Annotated in this window: 23 protein-coding genes, 1 tRNA gene and 1 pseudogene; 14 read left to right on the forward strand and 11 right to left on the reverse strand. The window is 59.0% G+C overall.

From position 1 onward, the window contains the following. Position 1: 1 nt before the first annotated feature. Positions 2-1,387 carry a sensor histidine kinase gene (locus FGA82_RS17480; protein ID WP_141128008.1) on the reverse strand — a complete coding sequence of 462 codons (1,386 nt, stop codon included), beginning with the start codon at positions 1,385-1,387 and terminating at the stop codon, positions 2-4. After that, a complete protein-coding gene (locus FGA82_RS17485) occupies positions 1,380-2,051 on the reverse strand; it encodes a response regulator (RefSeq protein ID WP_141128009.1) in 672 nt (223 codons plus the stop codon). Before FGA82_RS17485 ends, FGA82_RS17480 begins: the two co-directional genes overlap by 8 nt. Positions 2,052-2,287: 236 nt before the next feature. Here FGA82_RS17485 and FGA82_RS17490 point away from each other — a divergent pair, with 236 nt between their 5' ends. The 5 genes from FGA82_RS17490 to FGA82_RS17510 are packed head-to-tail and all read left to right on the forward strand — an operon-like array spanning position 2,288 to position 7,669. Continuing rightward, complete coding sequence (locus tag FGA82_RS17490; RefSeq protein WP_141128010.1) at positions 2,288-3,580, forward strand: OprD family porin; 1,293 nt, start codon at positions 2,288-2,290, stop codon at positions 3,578-3,580. Positions 3,581-3,633: 53 nt separating this feature from the next. Next, positions 3,634-4,611 (forward strand): Bug family tripartite tricarboxylate transporter substrate binding protein, encoded by a 978-nt coding sequence (locus tag FGA82_RS17495; protein ID WP_141128011.1) that lies wholly within the window; start codon positions 3,634-3,636, stop codon positions 4,609-4,611. A gap of 56 nt (positions 4,612-4,667) precedes the next feature. Then, positions 4,668-5,126: a tripartite tricarboxylate transporter TctB family protein gene (locus FGA82_RS17500; protein WP_008083560.1), complete on the forward strand. Its 459-nt coding sequence runs from the start codon at positions 4,668-4,670 to the stop codon at positions 5,124-5,126. Position 5,127: 1 nt separating this feature from the next. Next, positions 5,128-6,642, forward strand: a complete 1,515-nt coding sequence (locus FGA82_RS17505; RefSeq protein ID WP_053118038.1) for a tripartite tricarboxylate transporter permease — start codon at positions 5,128-5,130, stop codon at positions 6,640-6,642. Next, positions 6,635-7,669: an AbrB family transcriptional regulator gene (locus FGA82_RS17510; RefSeq protein ID WP_141128012.1), complete on the forward strand. Its 1,035-nt coding sequence runs from the start codon at positions 6,635-6,637 to the stop codon at positions 7,667-7,669. Before FGA82_RS17505 ends, FGA82_RS17510 begins: the two co-directional genes overlap by 8 nt. Before the next feature lie 119 nt (positions 7,670-7,788). Here FGA82_RS17510 and ung read toward each other — a convergent pair whose 3' ends face one another. Next, the gene (gene ung, locus FGA82_RS17515; RefSeq protein WP_064119805.1) at positions 7,789-8,481 is read right to left on the reverse strand and encodes a uracil-DNA glycosylase; all 693 of its coding nucleotides are present in this window, start codon (positions 8,479-8,481) and stop codon (positions 7,789-7,791) included. 132 nt (positions 8,482-8,613) lie between these two features. On the opposite strand from ung, the gene FGA82_RS17520 reads away from it, so the two are divergent. Next, positions 8,614-9,726, forward strand: a complete 1,113-nt coding sequence (locus FGA82_RS17520) for an enoyl-CoA hydratase/isomerase family protein (protein WP_141128013.1) — start codon at positions 8,614-8,616, stop codon at positions 9,724-9,726. A gap of 54 nt (positions 9,727-9,780) precedes the next feature. Here FGA82_RS17520 and FGA82_RS17525 read toward each other — a convergent pair whose 3' ends face one another. Together FGA82_RS17525 and FGA82_RS17530 are read right to left on the reverse strand one after the other, a co-directional pair. After that, positions 9,781-10,188: a hypothetical protein gene (locus FGA82_RS17525; RefSeq protein WP_141128014.1), complete on the reverse strand. Its 408-nt coding sequence runs from the start codon at positions 10,186-10,188 to the stop codon at positions 9,781-9,783. Positions 10,189-10,367: 179 nt separating this feature from the next. After that, complete coding sequence (locus FGA82_RS17530; protein ID WP_141128015.1) at positions 10,368-10,619, reverse strand: hypothetical protein; 252 nt, start codon at positions 10,617-10,619, stop codon at positions 10,368-10,370. Positions 10,620-10,945: 326 nt separating this feature from the next. Here FGA82_RS17530 and FGA82_RS17535 point away from each other — a divergent pair, with 326 nt between their 5' ends. The 6 genes from FGA82_RS17535 to FGA82_RS17560 all read left to right on the forward strand — a co-directional run bounded on the left by FGA82_RS17535 (position 10,946) and on the right by FGA82_RS17560 (position 15,800). Continuing rightward, positions 10,946-12,433: a sensor domain-containing diguanylate cyclase gene (locus FGA82_RS17535; protein WP_141128016.1), complete on the forward strand. Its 1,488-nt coding sequence runs from the start codon at positions 10,946-10,948 to the stop codon at positions 12,431-12,433. Then, entirely contained in the window at positions 12,426-12,656 is a 231-nt protein-coding gene (locus tag FGA82_RS17540; RefSeq protein WP_141128017.1) for a cysteine-rich CWC family protein, read from the forward strand. The genes FGA82_RS17535 and FGA82_RS17540 overlap by 8 nt, the downstream gene beginning before the upstream one ends. Before the next feature lie 33 nt (positions 12,657-12,689). Beyond that, the gene (locus FGA82_RS17545; protein ID WP_141128018.1) at positions 12,690-13,382 is read left to right on the forward strand and encodes a pseudouridine synthase; all 693 of its coding nucleotides are present in this window, start codon (positions 12,690-12,692) and stop codon (positions 13,380-13,382) included. A gap of 316 nt (positions 13,383-13,698) precedes the next feature. Next, complete coding sequence (locus tag FGA82_RS17550) at positions 13,699-14,583, forward strand: alpha/beta fold hydrolase (RefSeq protein WP_064119706.1); 885 nt, start codon at positions 13,699-13,701, stop codon at positions 14,581-14,583. A gap of 158 nt (positions 14,584-14,741) precedes the next feature. Then, positions 14,742-14,815, forward strand: a tRNA-Gly gene (locus FGA82_RS17555). A gap of 166 nt (positions 14,816-14,981) precedes the next feature. Continuing rightward, on the forward strand, positions 14,982-15,800 hold the full coding sequence (locus tag FGA82_RS17560; protein WP_141128019.1) for a 2OG-Fe(II) oxygenase: 819 nt from the start codon (positions 14,982-14,984) through the stop codon (positions 15,798-15,800). A 170-nt stretch (positions 15,801-15,970) separates the two neighbouring features. On the opposite strand, the pseudogene FGA82_RS17565 reads toward FGA82_RS17560, so the two are convergent. Continuing rightward, positions 15,971-16,216, reverse strand: a pseudogene (locus FGA82_RS17565) (DUF6124 family protein); the annotation flags it as partial. A gap of 571 nt (positions 16,217-16,787) precedes the next feature. Here FGA82_RS17565 and FGA82_RS17570 point away from each other — a divergent pair. After that, the gene (locus FGA82_RS17570; RefSeq protein WP_141128020.1) at positions 16,788-17,516 is read left to right on the forward strand and encodes a class I SAM-dependent methyltransferase; all 729 of its coding nucleotides are present in this window, start codon (positions 16,788-16,790) and stop codon (positions 17,514-17,516) included. 239 nt (positions 17,517-17,755) lie between these two features. Here the strand turns inward: FGA82_RS17570 and tam are convergent, their stop codons facing one another. After that, positions 17,756-18,526: a trans-aconitate 2-methyltransferase gene (gene tam, locus FGA82_RS17575; protein WP_141128021.1), complete on the reverse strand. Its 771-nt coding sequence runs from the start codon at positions 18,524-18,526 to the stop codon at positions 17,756-17,758. Between the two features lie 165 nt (positions 18,527-18,691). On the opposite strand from tam, the gene FGA82_RS17580 reads away from it, so the two are divergent. Further along, positions 18,692-19,102 carry a low affinity iron permease family protein gene (locus tag FGA82_RS17580; protein WP_123594790.1) on the forward strand — a complete coding sequence of 137 codons (411 nt, stop codon included), beginning with the start codon at positions 18,692-18,694 and terminating at the stop codon, positions 19,100-19,102. 87 nt (positions 19,103-19,189) lie between these two features. Here FGA82_RS17580 and FGA82_RS17585 read toward each other — a convergent pair whose 3' ends face one another. The 4 genes from FGA82_RS17585 to FGA82_RS17600 all read right to left on the reverse strand — a co-directional run bounded on the left by FGA82_RS17585 (position 19,190) and on the right by FGA82_RS17600 (position 22,106). After that, positions 19,190-19,693: a DUF4142 domain-containing protein gene (locus FGA82_RS17585; protein WP_141128022.1), complete on the reverse strand. Its 504-nt coding sequence runs from the start codon at positions 19,691-19,693 to the stop codon at positions 19,190-19,192. A 76-nt stretch (positions 19,694-19,769) separates the two neighbouring features. Further along, entirely contained in the window at positions 19,770-19,925 is a 156-nt protein-coding gene (locus FGA82_RS17590; protein ID WP_007911485.1) for a KGG domain-containing protein, read from the reverse strand. A gap of 116 nt (positions 19,926-20,041) precedes the next feature. Continuing rightward, a complete protein-coding gene (locus FGA82_RS17595) occupies positions 20,042-21,391 on the reverse strand; it encodes a sensor domain-containing protein (protein ID WP_141128023.1) in 1,350 nt (449 codons plus the stop codon). A gap of 76 nt (positions 21,392-21,467) precedes the next feature. After that, complete coding sequence (locus FGA82_RS17600) at positions 21,468-22,106, reverse strand: LysE family translocator (RefSeq protein ID WP_141128024.1); 639 nt, start codon at positions 22,104-22,106, stop codon at positions 21,468-21,470. Position 22,107 lies beyond the last annotated feature (1 nt).

A 22,107-nucleotide genomic window follows, 5' to 3' on the forward strand; every position in this document is an offset into this window, starting at 1 on the left:
ATCATCCGGCAATAAAACTGACTCGTACCTTCAACCCAGCCTGCTCGCCGTCATGCAGACTAATCTGCGCCAGATGCGCCCGGCAGATCTCGCCGACAATCGCCAACCCCAACCCTGAACCCGCCACCTGTTGATTGCGCCGGTAGAACCGCTCGAACACCCGATCGCGCTCTTCCAGCGGGATGCCCGGGCCGTCATCTTCCACTTCAAGTATTGCCGGCGCGGTTACCCGCAAAATCACGTTACCGCCCGGTGGCGTGTGCGCCAAGGCGTTGTCCACCAGATTGCTCAGTAACTCGTTGAGCAACGTCGGCTCACCGCGCAACCACACCGGCTCATCCGCCTCCAGCGCCAGCGCCACCCCGCGCTTGTGCGCCAGCGGCGCCATGGCCATGCCCAGTTCCCGGGCCAACTGACTCAGATCGAGCAACTGCGCACCGCCCTCGGCGATCGCCCGGGCACCGTTTTCGACACGCGCCAGCGACAGCAACTGATTGGCCAGATGGGTCAGGCGATCAGTGCTTTGCGCCGAGGATTCCAAGGTCGTGCGCCACGTCTCGGGTTCGTTCGAACGCAAGCCCAATTCAAGCCGCGCTTTCAGTGCTGCCAATGGCGTGCGCAACTCATGTGCCGCATCGGCAATGAATTGCGCCTGCCGTTCAAACTGACCACGCAGGCGTTCGGTGAAATGGTTGAGTCCACGAACCAACGGCCACAGCTCATGCTGCACTTCAACCAATGGCAGCGGGCGCAAGTCATCCGGCTGCCGCTCTTCCACCGCTGTACGCAAGCGCTCCAATGGGCGCAAAGCCGCACTGACCGCGAACCACACCAGCAACAACGCGCCAATCGCCAACATGCCCAGGCGCAGCAACGTATCGGCCGCCAGACTGCGCGCCATGCTCACTCGTGCTTCGTCGGTTTCGGCCACGCGGATTTCCGCCATGCCGTTCATGTTCGGTTCGGTCACTGCTTTAAGCAGGCTGACCACGCGCACGTTTTGCCCTTTGTAGGTGGCGTTGTAGAAACGCGCCAAGGCGGGATAACTGTCGGTTCGCGGCGTCCCCGGCGGTGGACCAGGCAGGTTTTCATAGCCGGAAATCAGCTTCTGATGGATGTCATTGACCTGATAGTAAATCCGCCCGGCGCTGTCATAAGCGAAGGTGTCGAGTGCGACGTAAGGCACGTCGGCGCTCAGTGTGCCGTCACGTTGCGACAGGCCCGCAGCGATGGTCCGCGCCGAGGCCAGCAGCGTACGGTCATACGCGGTGTCGGCGGCTTCGCGACCATTCCAGTACGCGCTCAAGCCGCTGGCGAGCATCAACACCACCAGCAGCAATGCGAGGTTCCACAGCAAGCGCCAGCGCAGGCTGCTGGGCTTATGCATCGCGGCTTTCCAGCAAGTAACCGAGGCCGCGGAAGGTCACGATCGCAACCGATTGGCCGTCGAGTTTCTTGCGCAAACGGTGCACGTAGATTTCGATCGCGTCGGGGCTGGCTTCTTCGTCGAGACCGAACACCTGGGAGGCCAGTTGTTCCTTGCTCATCACCCGCCCCGGCCGGGCGATCAGCGCTTCCAGCACCGCTTGCTCGCGAGAGGTCAACGTCAGCAATTCTTCGCCGAGGGTGAAGCGCCGGGTGTCGAGGTCATAGGCCAGCACGCCACAACGCTGCTGGCGTTCGCCACCCAGCACACTGCGGCGCAGCAGGGCTTTGACCCGCGCTTCCAGTTCGGTCAGTTCGAACGGTTTGGCGAGGTAATCGTCGGCGCCGAGATTGAGGCCGTGGACGCGATCTTTCACATCACTGCGCGCGGTGAGCATCAGCACCGGCAGATTTTTCCCACGTGCGCGCAAGCGCGCCAGCACCTCGAAACCGTCCATGCGCGGCAGGCCGACATCAAGGATCGCCACGGCGTATTCCTCACTGCCCAGCGCCAGATCGGCGGCCACGCCATCGTGCAACACATCGACGGTCAGACCGGTGCTCTTGAGCGCCTGAGCGACACTTTCGGCCAGTTGCAGATGGTCTTCGACGAGCAGAACACGCATGGATTTTTACCTCGTTCAGGGATGGCCGACGCCACGCTTTGCCGCGGAGTTTACAGCCGCAACCGCCGCTGTGAAGCCCGAAAACCTTGAAAGTCTGCTGAAAGGTTAGCGAAAGGTTAGCTGGTTAGAGTCGGCCCACGGACAGTTCCGACTGCCGTCGCTGATGCCACACAGCGCAAAGAAAAACGCCTCGAAGCGTTTTCGACCAATAAGAACAATAAACGGAGTACACCCGCATGCCGTCCATGCAGCCTCAGGCGTCCACGCCTGTTCGCCCTTCCCGTTTCAGCCACACTGCCCTCGCCAGTGCCGCCGCCCTTGCCGGTTTTTCGCCGTTGAGTTTTGCCGACTTCATTGAAGACAGCAGCGCCACCGTCGAAACCCGCAACATGTATTTCAACCGTGACTTTCGCGATGGCACCAGCGCCCAGCAATCCAAGCGTGACGAATGGGCTCAGGGTTTCATGCTCAATCTGCAATCGGGTTACACCGACGGCACCGTGGGGTTCGGTGTCGATGCGTTGGGCATGCTTGGGGTAAAACTTGATTCGAGTCCGGACCGTACCGGCACAGGTCTACTGCCAACCCACGACGATGGGCGCGCGGCGGACGAGTACTCCAAGGTCGGCCTGACCGGCAAAGTGAAAATCTCCGCCACAGAACTTAAAATCGGCAGCCTGATTCCTGAACTGCCGATCCTGAAACCCAATGACGGGCGCATCCTGCCGCAGACCTTTGAAGGCGGTTTGCTGACCTCCAAAGAGATCAAGAACCTGACGTTCACTGGCGGCCGACTGGAAAAAGCCAAGGATCGCGACAGCACCGATTTCGAGGACATCGCCCTCAACAACAAGAACAGCCGTTTCGCTGGCACCGCCGCCGGCAAGCACTTCGATTTTGGCGGCGTCGACTACAAGTTCACCGACAAGATCACCGGCAGTTATCACTTTGCTCAACTCGACGAAGTCTATAACCAGCACTTCTTCGGCCTCGTTGCTTCGCGACCGATGGGCCCGGGCACGGTTGCCACTGACCTGCGTTTTGCCGTCAGTGATGATCAGGGCGCGGCCCGTGGCGGCGAAATCGACAACCGCTCGCTCAACGGTCTGGTCAGCTACGCGCTGAGCGGGCACAAGTTCAGCGCCGGTTATCAGCACATGTCTGGCGACAGCGCTTTCCCTTACGTCGATGGCAGCGACCCGTATCTGGTCAACTTCGTGCAGATCAACGATTTCGCCGGCGCTGAAGAGCGCTCCTGGCAGGCTCGCTACGACTTCGACTTCGCCAAGCTCGGCATTCCAGGCCTGAGCTTCATGAGTCGTTACCTGAGCGGTGACAACATCAAGCTCAAGAACGGTGAAGAAGGCAAAGAGTGGGAACGCAACACCGAGATCAAATATGTAGTACAAAGCGGCGCCTTGAAGGATGTCGCCGTGCGTTTGCGTAATGCCACTTACCGCTCTAACTACTCGGCTCGTGATGCAGACGAAGTGCGTTTGCTGGTGAGCTACAGCGTTGCACTTTGGTAAATGCCCGTAAGTGAAAAACACGTCGAATAACAACAATGCCCGTGGAGAATCGAATGAACCTGTCACTGCGTAAAGTTGCACTGGCCGCCAGTTGCGTCCTGTTTGCCGGCCAACTGATGGCTGAACCGAAACGTCCGGAATGTATCGCCCCGGCCTCCCCCGGCGGTGGTTTCGACCTGACCTGCAAACTGGTGCAGAGCGCACTGGTCAACCAGAAGCTGCTGAGCAAACCGATGCGTGTGACCTACATGCCCGGCGGTGTCGGCGCGGTGGCCTACAACGCCGTGGTCGCGCAGCGTCCGGCGGATGCCGGCACGCTGGTGGCGTGGTCGAGTGGTTCGCTGTTGAACCTGGCGCAGGGCAAATTCGGTCGCTTCGATGAAACCAACGTGCGCTGGTTGGCAGCCGTCGGAACCAGCTACGGCGCCATCGCGGTGAAAAGCGATTCGCCCTACAAGACCCTCGACGATCTCGTTCAAGCCTTGAAGAAAGATCCAAGCTCCGTGGTGATCGGTTCCGGCGGCACCGTCGGCAGCCAGGACTGGATGCAAACCGCACTGATCGCCAAGGCTGCCGGGATCAACCCGCGCGACCTGCGTTACGTCGCCCTCGAAGGTGGCGGCGAAATCGCCACCGCCCTGCTCGGCGGTCACATCCAGGTCGGCAGTACCGACATCTCCGACTCCATGCCGCACATCCAGAGCGGTGACATGCGCCTGCTCGCGGTGTTCGCCGACAAGCGCCTCGACGAGCCGGAAATGAAAGATATCCCGACCGCTCGCGAGCAAGGCTACGACATCGTCTGGCCAGTGGTGCGCGGCTTCTACCTGGGGCCAAAAGTCAGCGATGAGGACTACGCCTGGTGGAAAGACTCCTTCGACAAACTGCTGGCATCCGACGAGTTCGCCAAGCTGCGCGACCAGCGTGAACTGTTCCCGTTCGCCATGACCGGTCCGGAACTCGACACCTACGTGAAGAAGCAAGTTGCGGACTACAAAGTGCTGGCCAAAGAGTTCGGCCTGATTCAGTGATCGCCTCTGTCTAGCGGCTGCGTTCCCGGTGACGGGGACGCGGCACAGGAGTTCCCATGCTTATTCAACGCATTTTCGCCTCAGTGCTGTTGCTGGTCTGTGTCGGCCTGGCACTGATGGCGTGGCCGTACCAAGCGGCTTTTTCCTACGAACCGGTAGGCCCGCGCGCCTTCCCGCTGCTGATGCTCGGCCTGATGGGCGCAGCGCTGCTGTACATGGTGTTCCGCCCGGCGCCGATCAAACACAGCGATGACGAGCCGCCACTGGATCGCGAAACCCTGACCAAGATTGCTATCTGCGTCGCACTGCTGCTGGTGTTCGCCGGTCTGTTCGAACCGCTGGGTTTCATCCTCAGCAGCATCCTCATCGGCATTCCGATGGCGCGCCTGTATGGCGGGCGCTGGATGCCGAGCATCGTGGTGACCACGCTGATGGCCATCGGTCTGTACCTGCTGTTCGACCGTGTGATGGACGTTCCGCTGCCCCTTGGCCTGCTCGACGTGCTGGAGAACTGATATGGATACCCTCGGTTATTTGGGTCAAGGCTTTGGCGTCGCGCTGAGCCCGTACAACCTGGTCACGGCCCTGACCGGCACGCTGATCGGCACCGTCGTTGGCTTGCTCCCGGGCCTGGGCCCGATCAATGGTGTGGCCTTGCTGATCCCGATTGCTTTCGCCCTCGGCCTGCCGCCGGAGTCGGCGTTGATTCTGTTGGCAGCGGTGTATCTGGGCTGTGAATACGGCGGGCGGATCAGCTCGATCCTGCTGAACATCCCGGGCGAAGCGTCCACCGTGATGACCACCCTTGACGGTTACCCGATGGCCCGCAAAGGTCTCGCCGGTGTGGCGCTGTCGCTGTCGGCGTGGAGTTCGTTTATCGGCGCGTTTATCGCCACCTGCGGCATGGTCCTGTTCGCGCCGTTGCTGGCGAAATGGGCGATTGCCTTCGGCCCGGCCGAATACTTCGTGTTGATGGTGTTTGCGATTGTCTGTCTCGGCGGTATGGCCGGTGATCGACCGTTGAAAACCTTTATCGCGGCATTGATCGGCCTGTTCCTGTCGAGCGTCGGCATTGACGCCAACAGCGGCGTGTACCGCTTCACCGGCGACAACATCCACCTGACTGATGGCATTCAGTTTGTCGTGCTGGTGCTCGGCCTGTTCTCGGTCAGCGAGATCCTGTTGCTGCTGGAGAAAACCCATCGCGGCCAGGAAGCGGTGAAAGCCACCGGGCGGATGATGTTCAACTTCAAGGAAGCGTCGTCGGTGTTCGTGGTGAACATTCGTTGCGGCCTGCTCGGGTTCATCATGGGCGTGTTGCCGGGTGCCGGTGCGACGCTGGCCAGTGCCGTGGCCTACATGACCGAAAAACGCATCGCCGGAGCCAGTGGCAAATTCGGTCAGGGTGATGCTCGCGGTCTCGCCGCGCCGGAAACCGCTATCGGTGCTTCGGCCTGTGGCGCTTTAGTGCCGATGCTAACGCTGGGTGTACCAGGTTCGGGCACCACCGCGGTGATGATCGGCGCGCTGTCGCTGTACAACATCACTCCGGGCCCGCTGCTGTTCCAGCAACAACCGGACATCGTCTGGGGCCTGATCGCCTCGTTGTTCATCGCCAACATCATGCTGGTGATCCTCAACATCCCGATGATCCGCATCTTCACCCGCATCCTCGCCGTGCCGAACTGGGCACTGGTGCCGGTTATCGCGATCATCACCGGGATCGGCGTCTACGCGGTGCACGCCACCACGTTCGACCTGTTCCTGATGGTCGGCATCGGCATCTTCGGTTACATCCTGCGCAAGCTCGACTTCCCGTTGTCGCCAGTGCTGCTGGGCTTCATCCTCGGTGGCTTGATGGAGCAGAACCTGCGTCGCGCGCTGTCGATTTCCAACGGTGCGCTGGAAATCCTCTGGTCGAGCCCGATCACTTTCGGTGTCTGGGTGCTGACCGCGCTGATGTTGGCTTTCCCGCTGATCCGCATCTGGCGCAAACGTTCGGTCGCGCGTCGCGCCATTGCCGATGTTTGATCGCGCCTCACTGAAATCCTGGTGGGGAACCCCGCTGGTCGGTCTGCTTGGCGGTTTCCTCGCCAGCCAGATCGGCTGGCCACTGCCGTGGATGGTCGGCTCGTTGCTAGCGATCATCCTCGTGCGCTGCCTGACGCCGTGGCAACTTACGGAAATCCCTGGCGGCCGCAAGTGCGGCCAGTGGATTGTCGGCATCGGGATTGGCCTGCACTTCACCCCGGTGGTGATGGAGCAGGTGCTCAGTCATTTCGGTTTGATCTTCTTCGGCGCGCTGGTCACCAGTGTGTCGGCGGTGGTCGGCGTGTGGTTGATGCGCCGCACCGGTGAGGATCGCGCCACGGCGTTCTTTTCGAGCATGCCCGGCGGTTCTGGCGAGATGGTCAACCTTGGCGCGCGCAATGGCGCGATGCTCAGCCACGTCGCGGCGGGGCAGAGTTTGCGTGTGTTGGTGGTGGTGCTGTGCGTGCCGGCGGCGTTCAAGTATCTGCTCGGTGACGGCAATCCGATTTCCCACGCGGGCAGCGTTGATTGGCGCTGGCTGGCGCTTCTGTTTCCGGCGGGCGGTCTGCTCGCGTGGCTCTGGCAGCGTTTGCGCCAACCCAATCCGTGGCTGTTCGGGCCGTTGCTGGTGAGTGCGGCGGTGAGCATTGGCTGGGATCTGCACATTGGTTTGCCCAATGGCGGCAGTCAGATTGGCCAGTGGTTGATTGGCAGTGGTTTGGGCTGTCACTTCAATCGGCAGTTCTTCCGCCGCGCGCCATCTTTTATGGGGCGGACATTGATCGGCACGGCGTTGACCATGTTGATCGCGACGCTGGCTGCGTTGGGGTTAAGTGCTTTGACTCATCTGGATTTGCGTTCACTGACGTTGGGCATGATGCCCGGCGGCATCGCCGAGATGAGTCTGACGGCGGAGACGCTGCAATTGTCGGTACCGCTGGTGACGGCGATGCAGGTGATGCGGCTGTTGTTTGTGCTGTTTCTGGCGGAGCCGTTGTTCAAGTACTGGAATCGTAATCCCGAGTAAGTCTGCAAGACCGAGTTGCCTTCTTCGCGAGCAAGCTCGCTCCCACAATGGTCATGTAAACGCCGCAAAACCAATGTGGGAGCGAGCTTGCTCGCGAAGTGGCCCGCTCAGCCAACCGATCAAATCGGCGGCAAACGCCACTCGATCGGCGTCTCGCCATTCTGCTCGAGAAACTTGTTGGTGCGGCCAAAGTGTCCGCAGCCCAGGAACCCGCGATACGCCGACAGCGGCGACGGATGCACCGACGTCAGCACCAGATGCTTGGTCGCGTCGATCAGCTTCTGCTTGCTCTGCGCATGCGCGCCCCAGAGCATGAACACCAAGTGCGGCTGCCGTTCGCTAACCAGCTCAATGATCCGATCAGTAAAAAACTGCCAACCCTTGTCCTTGTGCGCATTGGCGTTGGCGCGCTCGACGGTCATGGTGGTGTTGATCATCAACACGCCCTGATCGGCCCAGCTCTGCAGGTAACCGTGATTGGGAATGTCGATGTTCAGGTCGCGCTTCAACTCTTTATAGATGTTGACCAGCGACGGCGGTGCCGGCACGCCCGGTTGCACCGAGAAGCACAGACCGTGGGCCTGGCCCGGGCCGTGGTACGGGTCCTGACCGAGGATCACCACCTTCACTTTATCCAGTGGCGTCGAGTTCAGCGCGTTGAAAATCATCGGACCCGGCGGATAGATTTCCTTGCCGGCCGCCCGCTCCTGCTGCAGAAACTGGCGCAACTCTGCCATGTAAGGCTGGTCGAACTCAGCACGCAGTGCCTCCTTCCAGCTCGGTTCGAGTTTGATACGGTCGTCAGCAGTCATGGTCATACCCGGCAAAAACAATGGGGCGAACCCTAGGAAAGCCGACCACGCTTGTCAATTGATCTGACGCAGATCCGGCACTTTCCCACACAACGATCATACTGATCGTTCAAATTCCCGATCGAGGTCACGATGAATCTGCACTTCGAAGAACTCACCGGCACCGACGGCGCCCGCATCGGTATCGCCAGCCTGGATGCTGAAAAATCGCTGAATGCGCTGTCTCTGCCGATGATCAACGCCCTTAGCGACAAGTTGAACGTCTGGGCCAAAGATCCACAAATCGTCTGCGTCCTGCTGCGCGGCAATGGTGCCAAGGCGTTCTGTGCCGGCGGCGAAGTGCGCAGTCTGGTCGAAGCCTGTCGCGCTCACCCCGGCGAAGTCCCGCCGCTGGCCGCGCAGTTTTTCAGCGCCGAATATCGTCTGGATTACAGCCTGCACACGTATCCCAAACCGCTGATCTGCTGGGGCCATGGTTATGTGCTCGGCGGCGGCATGGGCCTGTTGCAAGGCGCGAGCACACGGATCGTCACGCCGAGCAGCCGCTTGGCGATGCCGGAAATCACCATTGGTCTGTATCCGGACGTCGGCGCCAGTTGGTTTCTCGCCCGGCTGCCGGGCAAGCTTGGTTTGTTTCTGGGCCTGACCGGTGCGCACATGAACGGCCGCGATGCGATTGATCTGGATCTGGCTGATCGCTTCCTGCTCGACGAGCAGCAGCCACAATTGATCGAAGGCCTGCTGCAGCTCAATTGGCAGGAGCAGACCGACATGCAACTCAACAGCCTGTTCAAGGCTTTGCAGCAGGAAGCGGTGGCGCAAATGCCCGAAGCGCAGTGGCTGCCGCGTCGTCAGCAGATCGACGAACTGCTCGACGTCAGCGACGTGACTTGCGCGTGGAAAGCCATCAGCCTGCAACGCGACAGCAGCGACCCGTTGATCGCCCGTGCGGCGAAGACCATGAGCGAAGGCTCACCGCTGACGGCGCATCTGGTCTGGGAACAGATCATCCGCGCCCGGCATATGTCACTGGCGGAAGTCTTCCAGATGGAATACACCCTGAGCCTCAATTGCTGCCGGCATCCGGAGTTCAGCGAAGGGGTTCGCGCTCGGTTGATCGATAAGGATCAGAAACCGCACTGGCATTGGCCGGATATCAACAATGTGCCGGATGCGGTGGTCGAGGCGCACTTTCACAAGGTTTGGGAGGGGCGGCATCCGTTGGCGGATTTGACGCAGTATTAAAATCCGGGCACAAAAAAAGCGGCGCTCAAAGCGTCGCTTTTCATTTGCGGGTGATTACCAGCGGTTGCCACGTCCGTTGTGGTCAACACGTCCGCTGTGGCGATCGTAGTTGCCACGACCGCGGTGATCGTTATCCCAACCGCCGCGACGGTGGCCATCCCAGCGCCCGCGATCGTTGTCATGCCAGCGACGACTTTCGTAATAACGTGGAGCCGGTTGATAGTAACGTGGCGCCGGTTGGTAATAGCGTGGTTGCTGGTAGTACCGCGGGGCTGGCTGGTAGTAACGTGGCTGCGCGTAATACGTGCTGCCACCCCGATAATAGGTGCCGCCTGTGTTGTAGTAGGCCGGTGCGGGTGATGTGTAGACCTCTGAGCTGTAATACGAGTCCGCATAGGAGTACGGGACGCAACCGGCAACGGAAAACATCAACGCAGCAAGTAGAAGAATTCGTCTATACATGGCGGCCTCCTGGACCGCGGGTTGGCCACACCAGCGACGCTGGCAGGCGACAGTCATTTAATCGGTGACTGTCGAAAAATCAGACAGCGTTTTCGGCATCTGGTGCGTTCCTGCAACAAGTTGAAACAAGTGATTGATGAAACCTTGTTCATCCAGAAAACTCGTCATTCAGCCGCTGATTAATGGTGCCCGCCGTGATATCCGCCGCCGTGATAACCGCGCCCGTAACCGCCGCGATAACCGTAGCCACCGTAGTAATACCGCGCACCGCCGTAGTAGCGCGGGCCGTAATAACTGCCGTAGGAATAAGGTGAGTAATAACCGGGATAGTAGTAGGTGGCGGGGTAAGCATCGTAGGGGCCGGCGTAGTAGTAACAGCCGGAAATACCGAAAACCAGAACTGCACCGAGCAACACTTTGTGAATACGCATGGCGGCCTCCTGAAAGACCCACGGCCGCAACGGAACAGAGCAGCCGACACACGTTTGACTGATGCCGATCAATCAAGTGCCCAGTCCCGCTCGGCTTCAGATCAGCGGTGTCCACCCCATCGCAAAACCTTGTAGGAGTGAGCCTGCTCGCGATGACGGTGTATCAGCCACATCTTCACTGAATGTCACACTGCAATCGCGAGCAGGCTCACTCCTACAAGGTTGGCTTTGCGTCAGGAACGACCATTCGCGCCGCACATGAAGCAGTTATTTCCAGGTAGTGCCACTAGAATGCATGCCATCGGGCCACTGCCAACGGAACTGCCATGCCGCTTCGTTCTCCCCTGTACTCGCAACGCTCGCTGGTCCTGACGCTGATCGCCCTGCTCGGCGCCGGTTTTCTCGCCACCTCGTTGCTCAGCTACTACGCCTCCCGTGAGTCGATCCGCGACAACATCGTCAACACAGAATTGCCGCTGACCTCCGACACGGTGTACTCGGAAATCCAGAAAGACCTGGTCCGGCCGATCCTGATCTCCTCGATGATGTCCCGCGACACCTTCATGCGAGATTGGGTGGTCAACGGCGAGCAGAATCCCGAGCAAATGACCCGTTACCTCGACGAAGTCATGACCCATTACGGCGCCTACACCGCGTTCTTCGTCTCCAACGCCAGCCACACCTACTACCACGCCAAAGGCGTACTCAAGCAGGTCAAGGTCGATGAACCGCGCGATGCCTGGTACTTCCGCGTGCGCGACATGAAGGACCCGTACGAGATCAATGTCGACCCGGATCTGGCCAACAAGGACAACCTGACCTTCTTCATCAACTACAAGGTTTTCGACTACCACAACCGTTTCATCGGCGCGGCGGGCGTCGGTCTGACCGTGGACGCGGTGATCAAGCTGATCGACAAGTATCAACAGCGCTATCAACGCAGCGTGTACTTCGTCGACACCTTCGGCCGACTGGTATTGACCGGCGCCGAGGGCGGTCCGGAAGGCGCGCACATCGGCAAGAGTCTCGGCGAACTCGAAAGCATGAAGAGTCTGGTCAGCCAGTTGCCCAAACCGCACAGTGGCAGCTACGAATATTCCGCCCACGGCCAGGGGCACTTCCTCAACGTGCGGTTTATCCCGGAGCTCAACTGGTATCTGTTTGTCGATAAACGTGAGGATGGCGCGCTGAGTGAAATCAGGCAGTCGCTGTATCTGAATCTGCTGATCTGCCTGCTGGTGACGCTGATTGTGCTGGCGCTGCTCAACCGCGTGATCAAACGCTATCAAAGCAAAATTCAGGCTCAGGCCACCCTCGACAGCCTCACCGAACTGCCGAATCGCCGTGGCTTCGACATACTCGCCGCACAGGCCCTGCACGAAGCGCAACGCGAGACCAAACCGCTAACGGCGTTGCTGCTCGACCTCGATCACTTCAAAGTGTTGAACGACACTTACGGGCACATGGCCGGCGATCAGGTGTTGATCGGTTTTGCCCGCGACCTGCAAAGTTGCCTGCGTCACGCCGACATTGTCTGCCGCTGGGGCGGTGAGGAATTTATCGTTTTACTGAAGGACACCGACGGCGACACCGGTCAGAAAATTGCCGAAAAGATCCGCCAACACGTCGAACAGCACGAATATGCCTACGACGGCCACCGCCTCAATCTGACAGTGAGCATTGGCGCCACCTCTCTGCAACGCGATGACACCTTGCACAGCCTGCTGTCGCGGGCTGATCATGCGATGTACCGAGCCAAACACACCGGCCGCAACCGCACCTGCGTGGAAATGCCTCACTCGACTTATGCCTGATTCCTACGTTAAACCCGACCACTGCCCGGCTTGCGGCGCCCGCAACGACTGCAGTCTCGCTGACCCGCGCACCGCCGAGCGCGAATGCTGGTGCTACGGCGTGACCATCGATCCCGCCGTGCTTGAAGCACTGCCGCTAGAGCTGCGCAACCAATCCTGCCTGTGTCCGCGTTGTGCGCAGGTCGAGGTGCAACTGCAAGCGGCCAAGCGGCCGATCCCGTAAGATGCGCGCCCCTTCTTTCATCGAACACTGAACATGCGCGTCGACCGTTTCCTCAGCAACCTGCCCCGCTACAACCGTCAGCAGGTTCGCCTGTTACTGGTGGAAAAGCGCGTGCGGATTGACGGAAAAGTCGTCAGCGATCCGCACAGCGAGGTGCTGGAATTCAGTCGCGTCGAAGTCGATGACGAAGTCCTGCAAAGCGGCAAACCGGCGCGCTACTTCATGCTGCACAAGCCACCGGGCTGCGTCAGCGCCACCCGCGATCCGCAACATCCGACCGTGCTCGACCTGATCGATGAACCGGACAAGGAAGATCTGCACATCGCCGGGCGCCTGGACTTCAACACCACCGGTCTGATGCTGATCACTAACGATGGCGCGTGGTCGCGACGCCTGACGCAGCCGCAGACCAAACTGCCGAAGGTCTACTACGTCGAGACCGAACAGGAGATTGGCGCGCAATATGCGAGCACTTTTGCCGAAGGCATCTACTTCGCCTTCGAGGACCTGACCACGCAGCCGGCGCAGTTGGAACTGCTCGGGCCAAGGTCGGCGCGGCTGAGCATCGTCGAGGGTCGTTACCATCAGGTGAAGCGCATGTTTGGTTTCTTCAACAACAAAGTCCTGCGCCTGCACCGCGAATCGATGGGCCCGTTGCTGCTCGATAACGCGCTAAAACCGGGCGAGTACCGCGCTTTGCGCACCGAAGAGATCCATTTGTTCTAAGCCAGCGACCGCTCAGCAGAAGTTGTCGAACAATTTACCAACGGCACTTGCGCGATCCCGACTCCCCTGCTTGAATCAGGACGTCGGCCAGATTGTGACCGATGAGTCACAACATACTTCTAAGAAACTTTTTGCCGGTCGTAAGCCCCAAGGGCTTCGCCTCAGCCGGCAAACTGCCCGCCAATAACAACACCCGTCGACCGCAGTCATGGATCGACATGGGCCAAGCAAATTCCAGGCGTATGCCTACCTGTCACAAAGCTCGTGCAATCTCTATTTGCGCGCATACCCGCTTGCTTGCCAGGAGTCTTATGACATGAGGCCAGAAATCGCTGTGCTGGATATACAGGGTCAGTATCGGGTTTACACGGAGTTTTATCGCGCAGACGCCGCAGAAAAGACCATCATCCTGGTCAACGGCTCGATGGCCACGACTGCGTCGTTTGCACAGACTGTGAAAAACCTGCACCCGCAATTCAACGTGGTTTGCTACGACCAGCCCTATGCGGGCCGGTCAAAAGCCCACAACCGCCACGAGAAACATCTGACCAAGGACGTCGAAGGGCAGATCCTGCTGGAACTGATCGACCATTTCGCCGCCGAACACGTGCTGTCGTTTTCCTGGGGCGGCGCCGCGACCCTGGTCGCCCTCGCCCACCAGCCACGGCGCATTGAACGGGCGGTGATCAGCTCCTTCTCGCCAGTGATCAACGCGCACATGCTCGATTACCTGGAGCGCGGCGTTGACTACCTCGGCCAGCGCGACGGCGACCGCGTCGGCCACCTAGTCAACAACACCATCGGCAAACACCTGCCGTCACTGTTCAAACGCTTCAACTATCGCCACGTCAGCAGCCTCGCCGAGCACGAATACGGGCAGATGCACTTCCACATCAGCGACGTATTGCACAGCGATCGGCAGTGCTATCTGAATGCAGCGAAAAAGATCAACGTGCCGGTGCTGTTTCTAAACGGCGAATGGGACGAGTACACCGCTGCCGAGGATGCCCGTCTGTTCGGCAACCACGTGGCGCAAAGCACGTTTACCACGCTGCAAGCCACCGGGCATTTTCTCGACATGGAACACAAGGCCGCCTGCCGCGACAGCCAGAACGCCTTGCTCGGCTTTCTGAAACCGGCACAGCAGACCAGCCGAACGCGTTACTCGTTTGTTCAGGATCAACATGCATTGGCTATTTGAAAGAGTGTCATCGCGCGCGAGGCTGCGGGGCTGGGATTTTGCTTTACGCACCGCAGTGCTCGCCCGTGATTGACCGTTTTCAGTGATTTAAAGCGTTCATGAGTAAAAGAAAAACTTCAAATCCATGGCCGAGTCTGGTACAAAGTCAGCCGCTCTGAGCGGGTATAGTTTAATGGTAGAACAGTAGCTTCCCAAGCTTCCGACGAGGGTTCGATTCCCTCTACCCGCTCCACTCGAATTTTGGTCTCACGTTGTGATTTTTGACGGGGGATGCAGGAATAGAAAAAACCGGCCTTGATGGCCGGTTTTTTTATGCCCGGCATTTGGTGCAAAATCGGCACTTCGACGAGAATGGCAGACAAACTGTTGCCTCCTCGCAACACGACAAGGATCCTCAAATGGACGTTTCACAAATCGCAGAGCGCATCGTCAGTCGACTCGATGAACTCGCCGCCGATATCCAAAAGCAATGGCATAACCCCGAGGGCACGCATACGCGCCACTTCGTCGTGGATGCTTTGTTGAGCGATGAAATGGCTCAGGCAATCTATGAGGCCTTTCCGCGCAACGCCGATGGTTTCTTTGACCGCCAGTCGTTTCGCGAGAAGAAAAAAACCCTCACCAATCTCTCTGACTATCCGCCAATTCTGAGCGCCATCACCTACGCGATGCAGCACCCTTCAGTGGTCGACAAGGTTGCACAACTGGTAGGCGTATCGGACATCATTCCGGATCCGAGCCTGTATGCCGGTGGTTTGTCGATGATGTTCAAGGACGACTTTCTCAACCCGCACATCGACAACAGCCACGATGGCACGCGTAATCTGTATCGCCGCCTGAATCTGCTGTATTACGTTTCGCCAGAATGGGCGCTGGTAAATGGTGGCAATTTCGAGCTGTGGGACCCCCAGGTCAAACAACAGAAAACCATTGTGTCGCAATTCAACCGTCTCGTAGTCATGGAAACCAACAAACTCTCTTGGCACTCCGTCAGTGGCGTACGAGCCGAAACGCCGCGCTGCTGTGTTTCCAACTATTATTTTTCGGCGACTTCACCGGACGATCATGAATACTTTCACGTGACGTCGTTCAGCGGCCGACCGGAAGAAACTGGACGTCGATTGCTGGGTGTCGTCGACAATACGTTGCGCAACGCAGTGTCGAAAGTGCTGCGTGTGGGGCGCGGAACGAAATTGGTCAACAAGACCAAGGATTGAGTCAGAACAGATAAACCGGTCTGAAAAACGGTTTTTTTCAAGCCGAAATCTGGATCATCTGCAAGATTCAATTCGCGCCCACGGCACTGCTGACGGCCGAACTCATGTGAGAAAAGGGGACTGATTTATTTTTTTGCTTTTTATGAGAAATAAATCAGTCCCCTTTTTAAGTTGTTGAGCATGGTGGTGGCCGAGCCGAGGGTTTCGCTGGCGTTGGCCAGTAGAGACTCGGTGTCGTAGGCAGGGTTGGCGAGGTACATAGGTTCGGGTTCGCGGGTGGAACCCATGATCTGCGCGGTCGGGCTGAGGTAGTGGTCGAGGGCGCGTTCGGCGGCTTCGTGGAATTTCTTTGAATTGGGTGATTCGTAGGGGGATGCCGGATCGGTTTCCGGCGGATTGGGCGTAACTTTGAACATTGGATTGAGACCTTTTAGTCAGGCCGCAACCGATCTCGCTACTAAACAGATGGGTGGCAGCTGTGCGCAAGTTAGTAGACCGGACCCCAATCCAAATCCGGCGCACCCGAGGGCGCCATGCGCACAGCCACCATCAGGTGCAGGCATTCGCCTGACTGAGTGGTACTCATGCAGCTATTTAGATTGAGGATGCCGGGCTACTAAACCCGATCACTGGAAATCAGTGACGCGAACCAAGTTACCGACCGCCTCCCAAGCGCACAAGCCGGCGGATTCTGGCGTAGCGGTAGGCAACGGCGCAAGGATTTGTAGGCTTCAGGACGTAACACTGCACGCCTTTAAACACTTCGCTCGGAAGATGTTTACGCGGCGATAAAACATAGCGATTTCCCCGACATTACAGACCCACAACACTCCACCGGTTTTCACCTTCCGCCCAACCGACTAGCATCTCCCCATCGACCACCACCCTCCCCCTGCGCGGCCATCGACGAATACGCGCCATCACTTTCGAGGGATTCCAATCGCGGCTACTTTGCCGCTGACGACCGAACTCAAAAGAGCCTTCACCATGACGCAAAACATTTACGACGATCCCGAATTCTTCCAGGGCTACAGCCAGATGAACCGCTCCATCGGCGGCCTCGACGCGGCGCCGGAGTGGCCGGCGCTCAAGGCATTGCTGCCGCCCATGCATGGCTTGAATGTTGTGGATCTGGGCTGCGGTTATGGCTGGTTCAGTCGTTGGGCCATTGAGAATGGTGCGACGAGCGTACTGGGGCTGGATGTCTCGGAGAAGATGCTGGAGCGGGCGCGGGCATCTACGACGGCGGCGAACATTCGTTATGAGCGCGGCGATCTGGAACAGCTCGACCTGCCCGCCTGCAGTTTTGATCTGGCTTACAGCTCACTGGCGCTGCATTACATCAAGGATCTGCCAGGGCTGTTTGCTCACCTGTATGCGGCGCTGAAACCGGGTTCGCATTTTGTGTTTTCCATTGAGCATCCGATCTTTATGGCGCCGCGTAATCCGGGTTGGTTGATTGACGCTGAAGGCAACAAACGTTGGCCGCTGGACAGCTATCAGTTGGAGGGTGAACGGGTGACCAACTGGCTGGCTGAGGGCGTGATCAAGCAGCATCGTACGGTCGGGACATTGCTCAATTCGCTGATCGATGCGGGGTTCTCGATTCGACGTGTCAATGAATGGGGGCCGAGCGATGCTGAAGTGGCGGCGCAACCAGCGCTGGCGGAAGAGCGGGAGCGGCCGATGATGATGTTGGTGGCGGTGCAGCGCTGAGCGGGTTTACAACTTGAGAAGCCCCCTCACCCTAACCCTCTCCCCAAGGGAGAGGGGACTGACCGCGGTGCCAGTACGATCTACGCCGACGTGCTAAAATCGAGGCGAACTCAGGTTTTGGAAGCGACACGCATCGGCTCCCTCTCCCTCGAGAGAGGGCTGGGCGGGCGGCGTTCCGATGAGGGGGCCGTCCGAAAGCGCACCCGAAATCTCCAGCCGAACAACACGTCCGGCTCATTTCAGCGAGTCGCAACGATAAACAACCGTGGGAATGGCAACAGTACCGAACCATCCGCCAACGCCGGATAAGCCTTCTCAACCTCCGCCAGATACTGCTCCAGGTACTGCGCCTTTTCCGCCTCGGTCAGCGGACTCAAAAACGGAATCAACCCACTCCCCTTGAACCACTCCACCACCCCCGCCGCCCCGCCAGACAGCTGATGGTGATAGCTCGTACGCCACACATCGACCCGCGCACAGTGTGGCCGCAGCATCGAGAAATAATCACTGGCACTCGCCATGTCGGTACGCTGCCCCGCAGCGCCGGAAAGCTTGCTCGCCCACGGGCCATTCGCAGCAACCTCACGCATCAAACGGTGGGACGGTTCATTAAGGTTATCCGGCATCTGGATCGCCAGACTGCCACCAGCCGACAACTTACTGGCCAGCGCCGGCAGCAGCGACGCGTGCTCCGGCACCCACTGCAGCACGGCGTTGGCGAAGATCACATCAAACGGCCCTGAGTCGGCCCACTTATCAATCTCCGTCACATCGAACTGCAACTGCGGCAAGCGCTTGCGAGCCGCGTCGATCATGTCCGCCGAGCTGTCCAGCCCGCTGACCCTGGCGTCTGGAAAACGCTGCACCAGCAGCTCTGTAGAATTGCCAGGACCGCAACCGATATCAACCACCGTTCGCGCTTCTGGCGTGGGAATCGCCGCCAGCAGATCGCGGGCCGGGCGGGTGCGTTCATCTTCGAAAGCGACGTATTGTTTGGCGGACCAACTCATTGCGTTCTCCTGTCGGGACATTTTGGCGGTTCGTCACGATACAGCGATCTGGCACGCCTGCCTCCCCTACCAACGTCAGGTGACGAAGGCGGATTTGTAATTAGAATTTTCCACCTGCGGCAGATGTCTTAATTTCAAGCACTCCTCCCAATAAGGAACACGGCTATGAAATTCGCAAAAATCTCTCAAAAGCTCGCGATGGTGGCCGGTAGTCCCAAGACCTTCATGGGCGCGTTGATCTTGATCGGGTTATGGGGTTTGAGCGGGCCGATCTTCCATTACAACGATACGTGGCAACTGATCATCAACACCTCGACCACCATCATCACGTTCTTGATGGTGTTCCTGATCCAGAACACGCAGAACCGCGATACCGACATTCTGCATTTGAAGATCGATGAGTTGTTGTTGGTGACCAAAGAAGCGCAGAACGCGATGCTCGGGCTGGAGGCGCTGGATTTGAAGCAACTTGAGGCGTTGCGCAGGCACTACCGCTCGTTGGGCGAGGGTGAGGTGTTCAATCTTGAAGGGCTGGGCGAGAAGAGTAAGTCGAAGCAGGATTTGAATGAGTGTTGAGGATTGAAATCAAAAGATCGCAGCCTTCGGCAGCTCCTACAGAAACAGGTGTAGGAGCTGCCGAAGGCTGCGATCTCTTGATCTTGATTAGCGACTGGCCTGTAACTGGCGAGCCCTTTCCAGATGACTCTGCAGCTTCGGCAAGGTCTCGTCGGCAAACGCCTTGATCTCCGGCACGTCAGTGGTCTGTGCTTCCTGCTGGATTTGCTCGATGGCCTCTTCGGTGGCTTTGACCTGACTGGCGGCGTAGGCCTGATCGAAGGAGGCGCCGTCGGTCACTTGCGGCATCAACTCCTTGGCCTTGTCGGCCAGTTCTTCACGGGGCGCGACGGGCAAGTCGAGCTTCTTGGCAATTTTCGCCAAATGCTGGTTGGCCGTGGTGCGGTCGTTGATGACGACGATGGTGTAGTCCTTGACCTCTTTCGATTCGGCTTTGCTGTGGGCCAGACGACTGGCCTCGATGTCGGCCATGCCTTTGGCGGAGGCATCGTTGATGAAATCGGCGGGCGACTGGGCGAAAGCACTGCTGGCACACAGGCCCAACAGCGATGCAAAACTCATGGTGCGTATACGGGTGGCCATCCGGCTCATGGTCGCGCCCTCCTTACTTGCGAAATTCAAGCGGGAGCTTACGCCCCCGCCTCTCAATCAAAACTACCTTCACCGACTACTTCGATTTCTGAGCGGGCTTGCGGCCCATGTCTGGTTTTGGCTCTTTGTCGACAGTCGTTGTGGTGGTTTTCCCACCTTTGCGACCTGCTTCAGAGGCCTTCGTTCGATCGTTGGCGAAGTTTCCCGAGTTCGAGTTTCTTGAGTTAGGCATGATTCTCTACCTCTTGGTAATGATCGTGGCGAGCAGGTGCCCGCCTAGATTGAGAATTTTCTCGCCGGCAAAGGTTTAGAAAAATTGCAATCGCCGCGACGAACGGCGCCGCCAGATCAGCTATTGAGCGCGTGGTGATTCAAGCGTTTGGCGGCGTACATTGCCTGATCGGCATGGCGGAACAGTTGCTGTTCCTCACTGCCGTGCTCTGGATAGCGGGCGACACCAATGCTCGGTTGGATATGCAGATTGTGGCCATCGAGGCGCATCGGTTGCACCAGCACCTGTCGGATTTTTTCCGCGACACCGTCAGCGTCTTCCGAGGCCTGAACGCTGTGCAGCAGCACGACAAATTCATCGCCGCCGATTCTGGCCACGGTGTCGGTTTCCCGCACGCAGCCCTTGAGGCGATTGGCCACGGTTTGCAGGAGCATGTCGCCAACGGCATGGCCGAAGGTGTCGTTGACCTGTTTGAAGCGGTCCAGGTCGACATATAACAAGGCCATGTGCCCGGATTGCTCGCGAGCGCCGGCCAACGCGGCCTTCAAGCGATCACGCAGCAATTCACGATTGGGCAGTTGCGTCAGTTGATCGTACTGCGCCATGCGCTGCAGCCGGGCGTGCAATTGCTGGCGTTCGATGGCCGTGGCGACCTGGGCGCAGACGTATTGCAGCAGTTCCTTGTCTTGCTCGGTGTAGCGCTCGCCGCCGGGCAGGCTTTTGACGATCAAGGCACCGATGGTGCCATTTTTCGAATTCAACGGCACGCCGAGCCAGCAAGGCGAGTTCTGCCCCGCCACCAGCTCGGCGAAACCGGCGGGGGAATCTGCACTGTCCGGCGTCAGAAGAATCGGCTGGCCGCTACGGATAACTTCCGCGCACAGACGTCCGGTGACGGTGCCCGGTCGCTCGGGCTGCAATTCGTCATCGTCGACGTGATAAGGAAAATCCAGTTGTGCGCAGTGCTCGTCGTACAGCGCCACCGAAAAATTCATCGCCGGCAACCATTCGCCGATGATCAGGTGGATACGCTTGAACAGCGCCAGCAGATCCTCAGCCGCATGGGCGGCCTCGGAAATCGCATACAGCGCAGCCTGGCGCGATTCGGCCTGCTTGCGCTCGGTGATGTCGCGTGCCACGGCGATGCGCAACTGATCGACTTCCGACCAGCGCGCAGACCAGAGGATATGCACGACGCTGCCATCCTTGCGCAGGTATCGGTTTTCGAAGTTGAGCTTGGGTTCGCCACCCATGATTTCGTTGGCGGCTGCGAGGGTACGTTGACGATCCGCCGGGTGCACCAGCTCAATCATTTGCCGGCCGATCAACTCTTCAGGCGAGTAACCGAAAACCCGTTCGCAGGCGGCACTGACAAAAACGAAGCGACCCTGCTTGTCGACCGCGCAAACGGCATCCAGCAACAGGTCGATAAAACTCGCCAACGGCGCGGAATTTCGGCTTTCCATGATTCAGCGTGGGTGTCCGGGCAATGCAGCACTGATCAACCGTCCCTGAGCTTTTCCTGCATCCGTGCAAACAACCTCAAGCCTTGTTCGGCATCAAACCCGGCAGCGCATGCACCAGCGCGTTGATGGCAAAACCGATGAACATCACGCCACACAGGCGAGTAATCAACAATTCATGGCGCTGATACAACGTGCGCACTCGCTGCGCGCCGACCACGCCAATCAGAATAGCGTAGGCCAACAAGCCGCCGAGGAAACTCAGGGCAATCAGCGCCGGCAACATCGACCAGTTGAGCAGTTCGGCGCGGCTCGACAGCAACGCAGTGAAGGTCGCAACGGCGACCGGGTAGGCCTTGGGATTGGTCAGCCCGAACAGAATGCCGTGCCAGAACGGCTTGCGTGCCGCACCTTGCGGCTCGTCACCGTTGCAACGCTGGGCGCGCACCGCGCGCCAGCCGAGCCAGAACAAGTACAAACCGCTGAGCACACCGAGCACATCAAACGCGGTGCTGCCGATTTCCCGGGCGCCGACAATCGCGATCAGCGCCGTACTGCACCAGACCACATCACCGAGCAGGTGCCCGCAAAGAAACCCCGCCCCGGCCCGCCGCCCGTGGGCTGCACCGATGCCGAACACCGCCAGCACCCCCGGCCCGGGCGTAATGCCGTAAATGAAACCCGAGGCCAGCACGGCCATTAGCAACGATGGAGTCATG

The organism is Pseudomonas fluorescens (genome assembly GCF_005938625.1).
Taxonomy (GTDB): Bacteria; Pseudomonadota; Gammaproteobacteria; order Pseudomonadales; family Pseudomonadaceae; genus Aquipseudomonas; species Aquipseudomonas fluorescens_BD.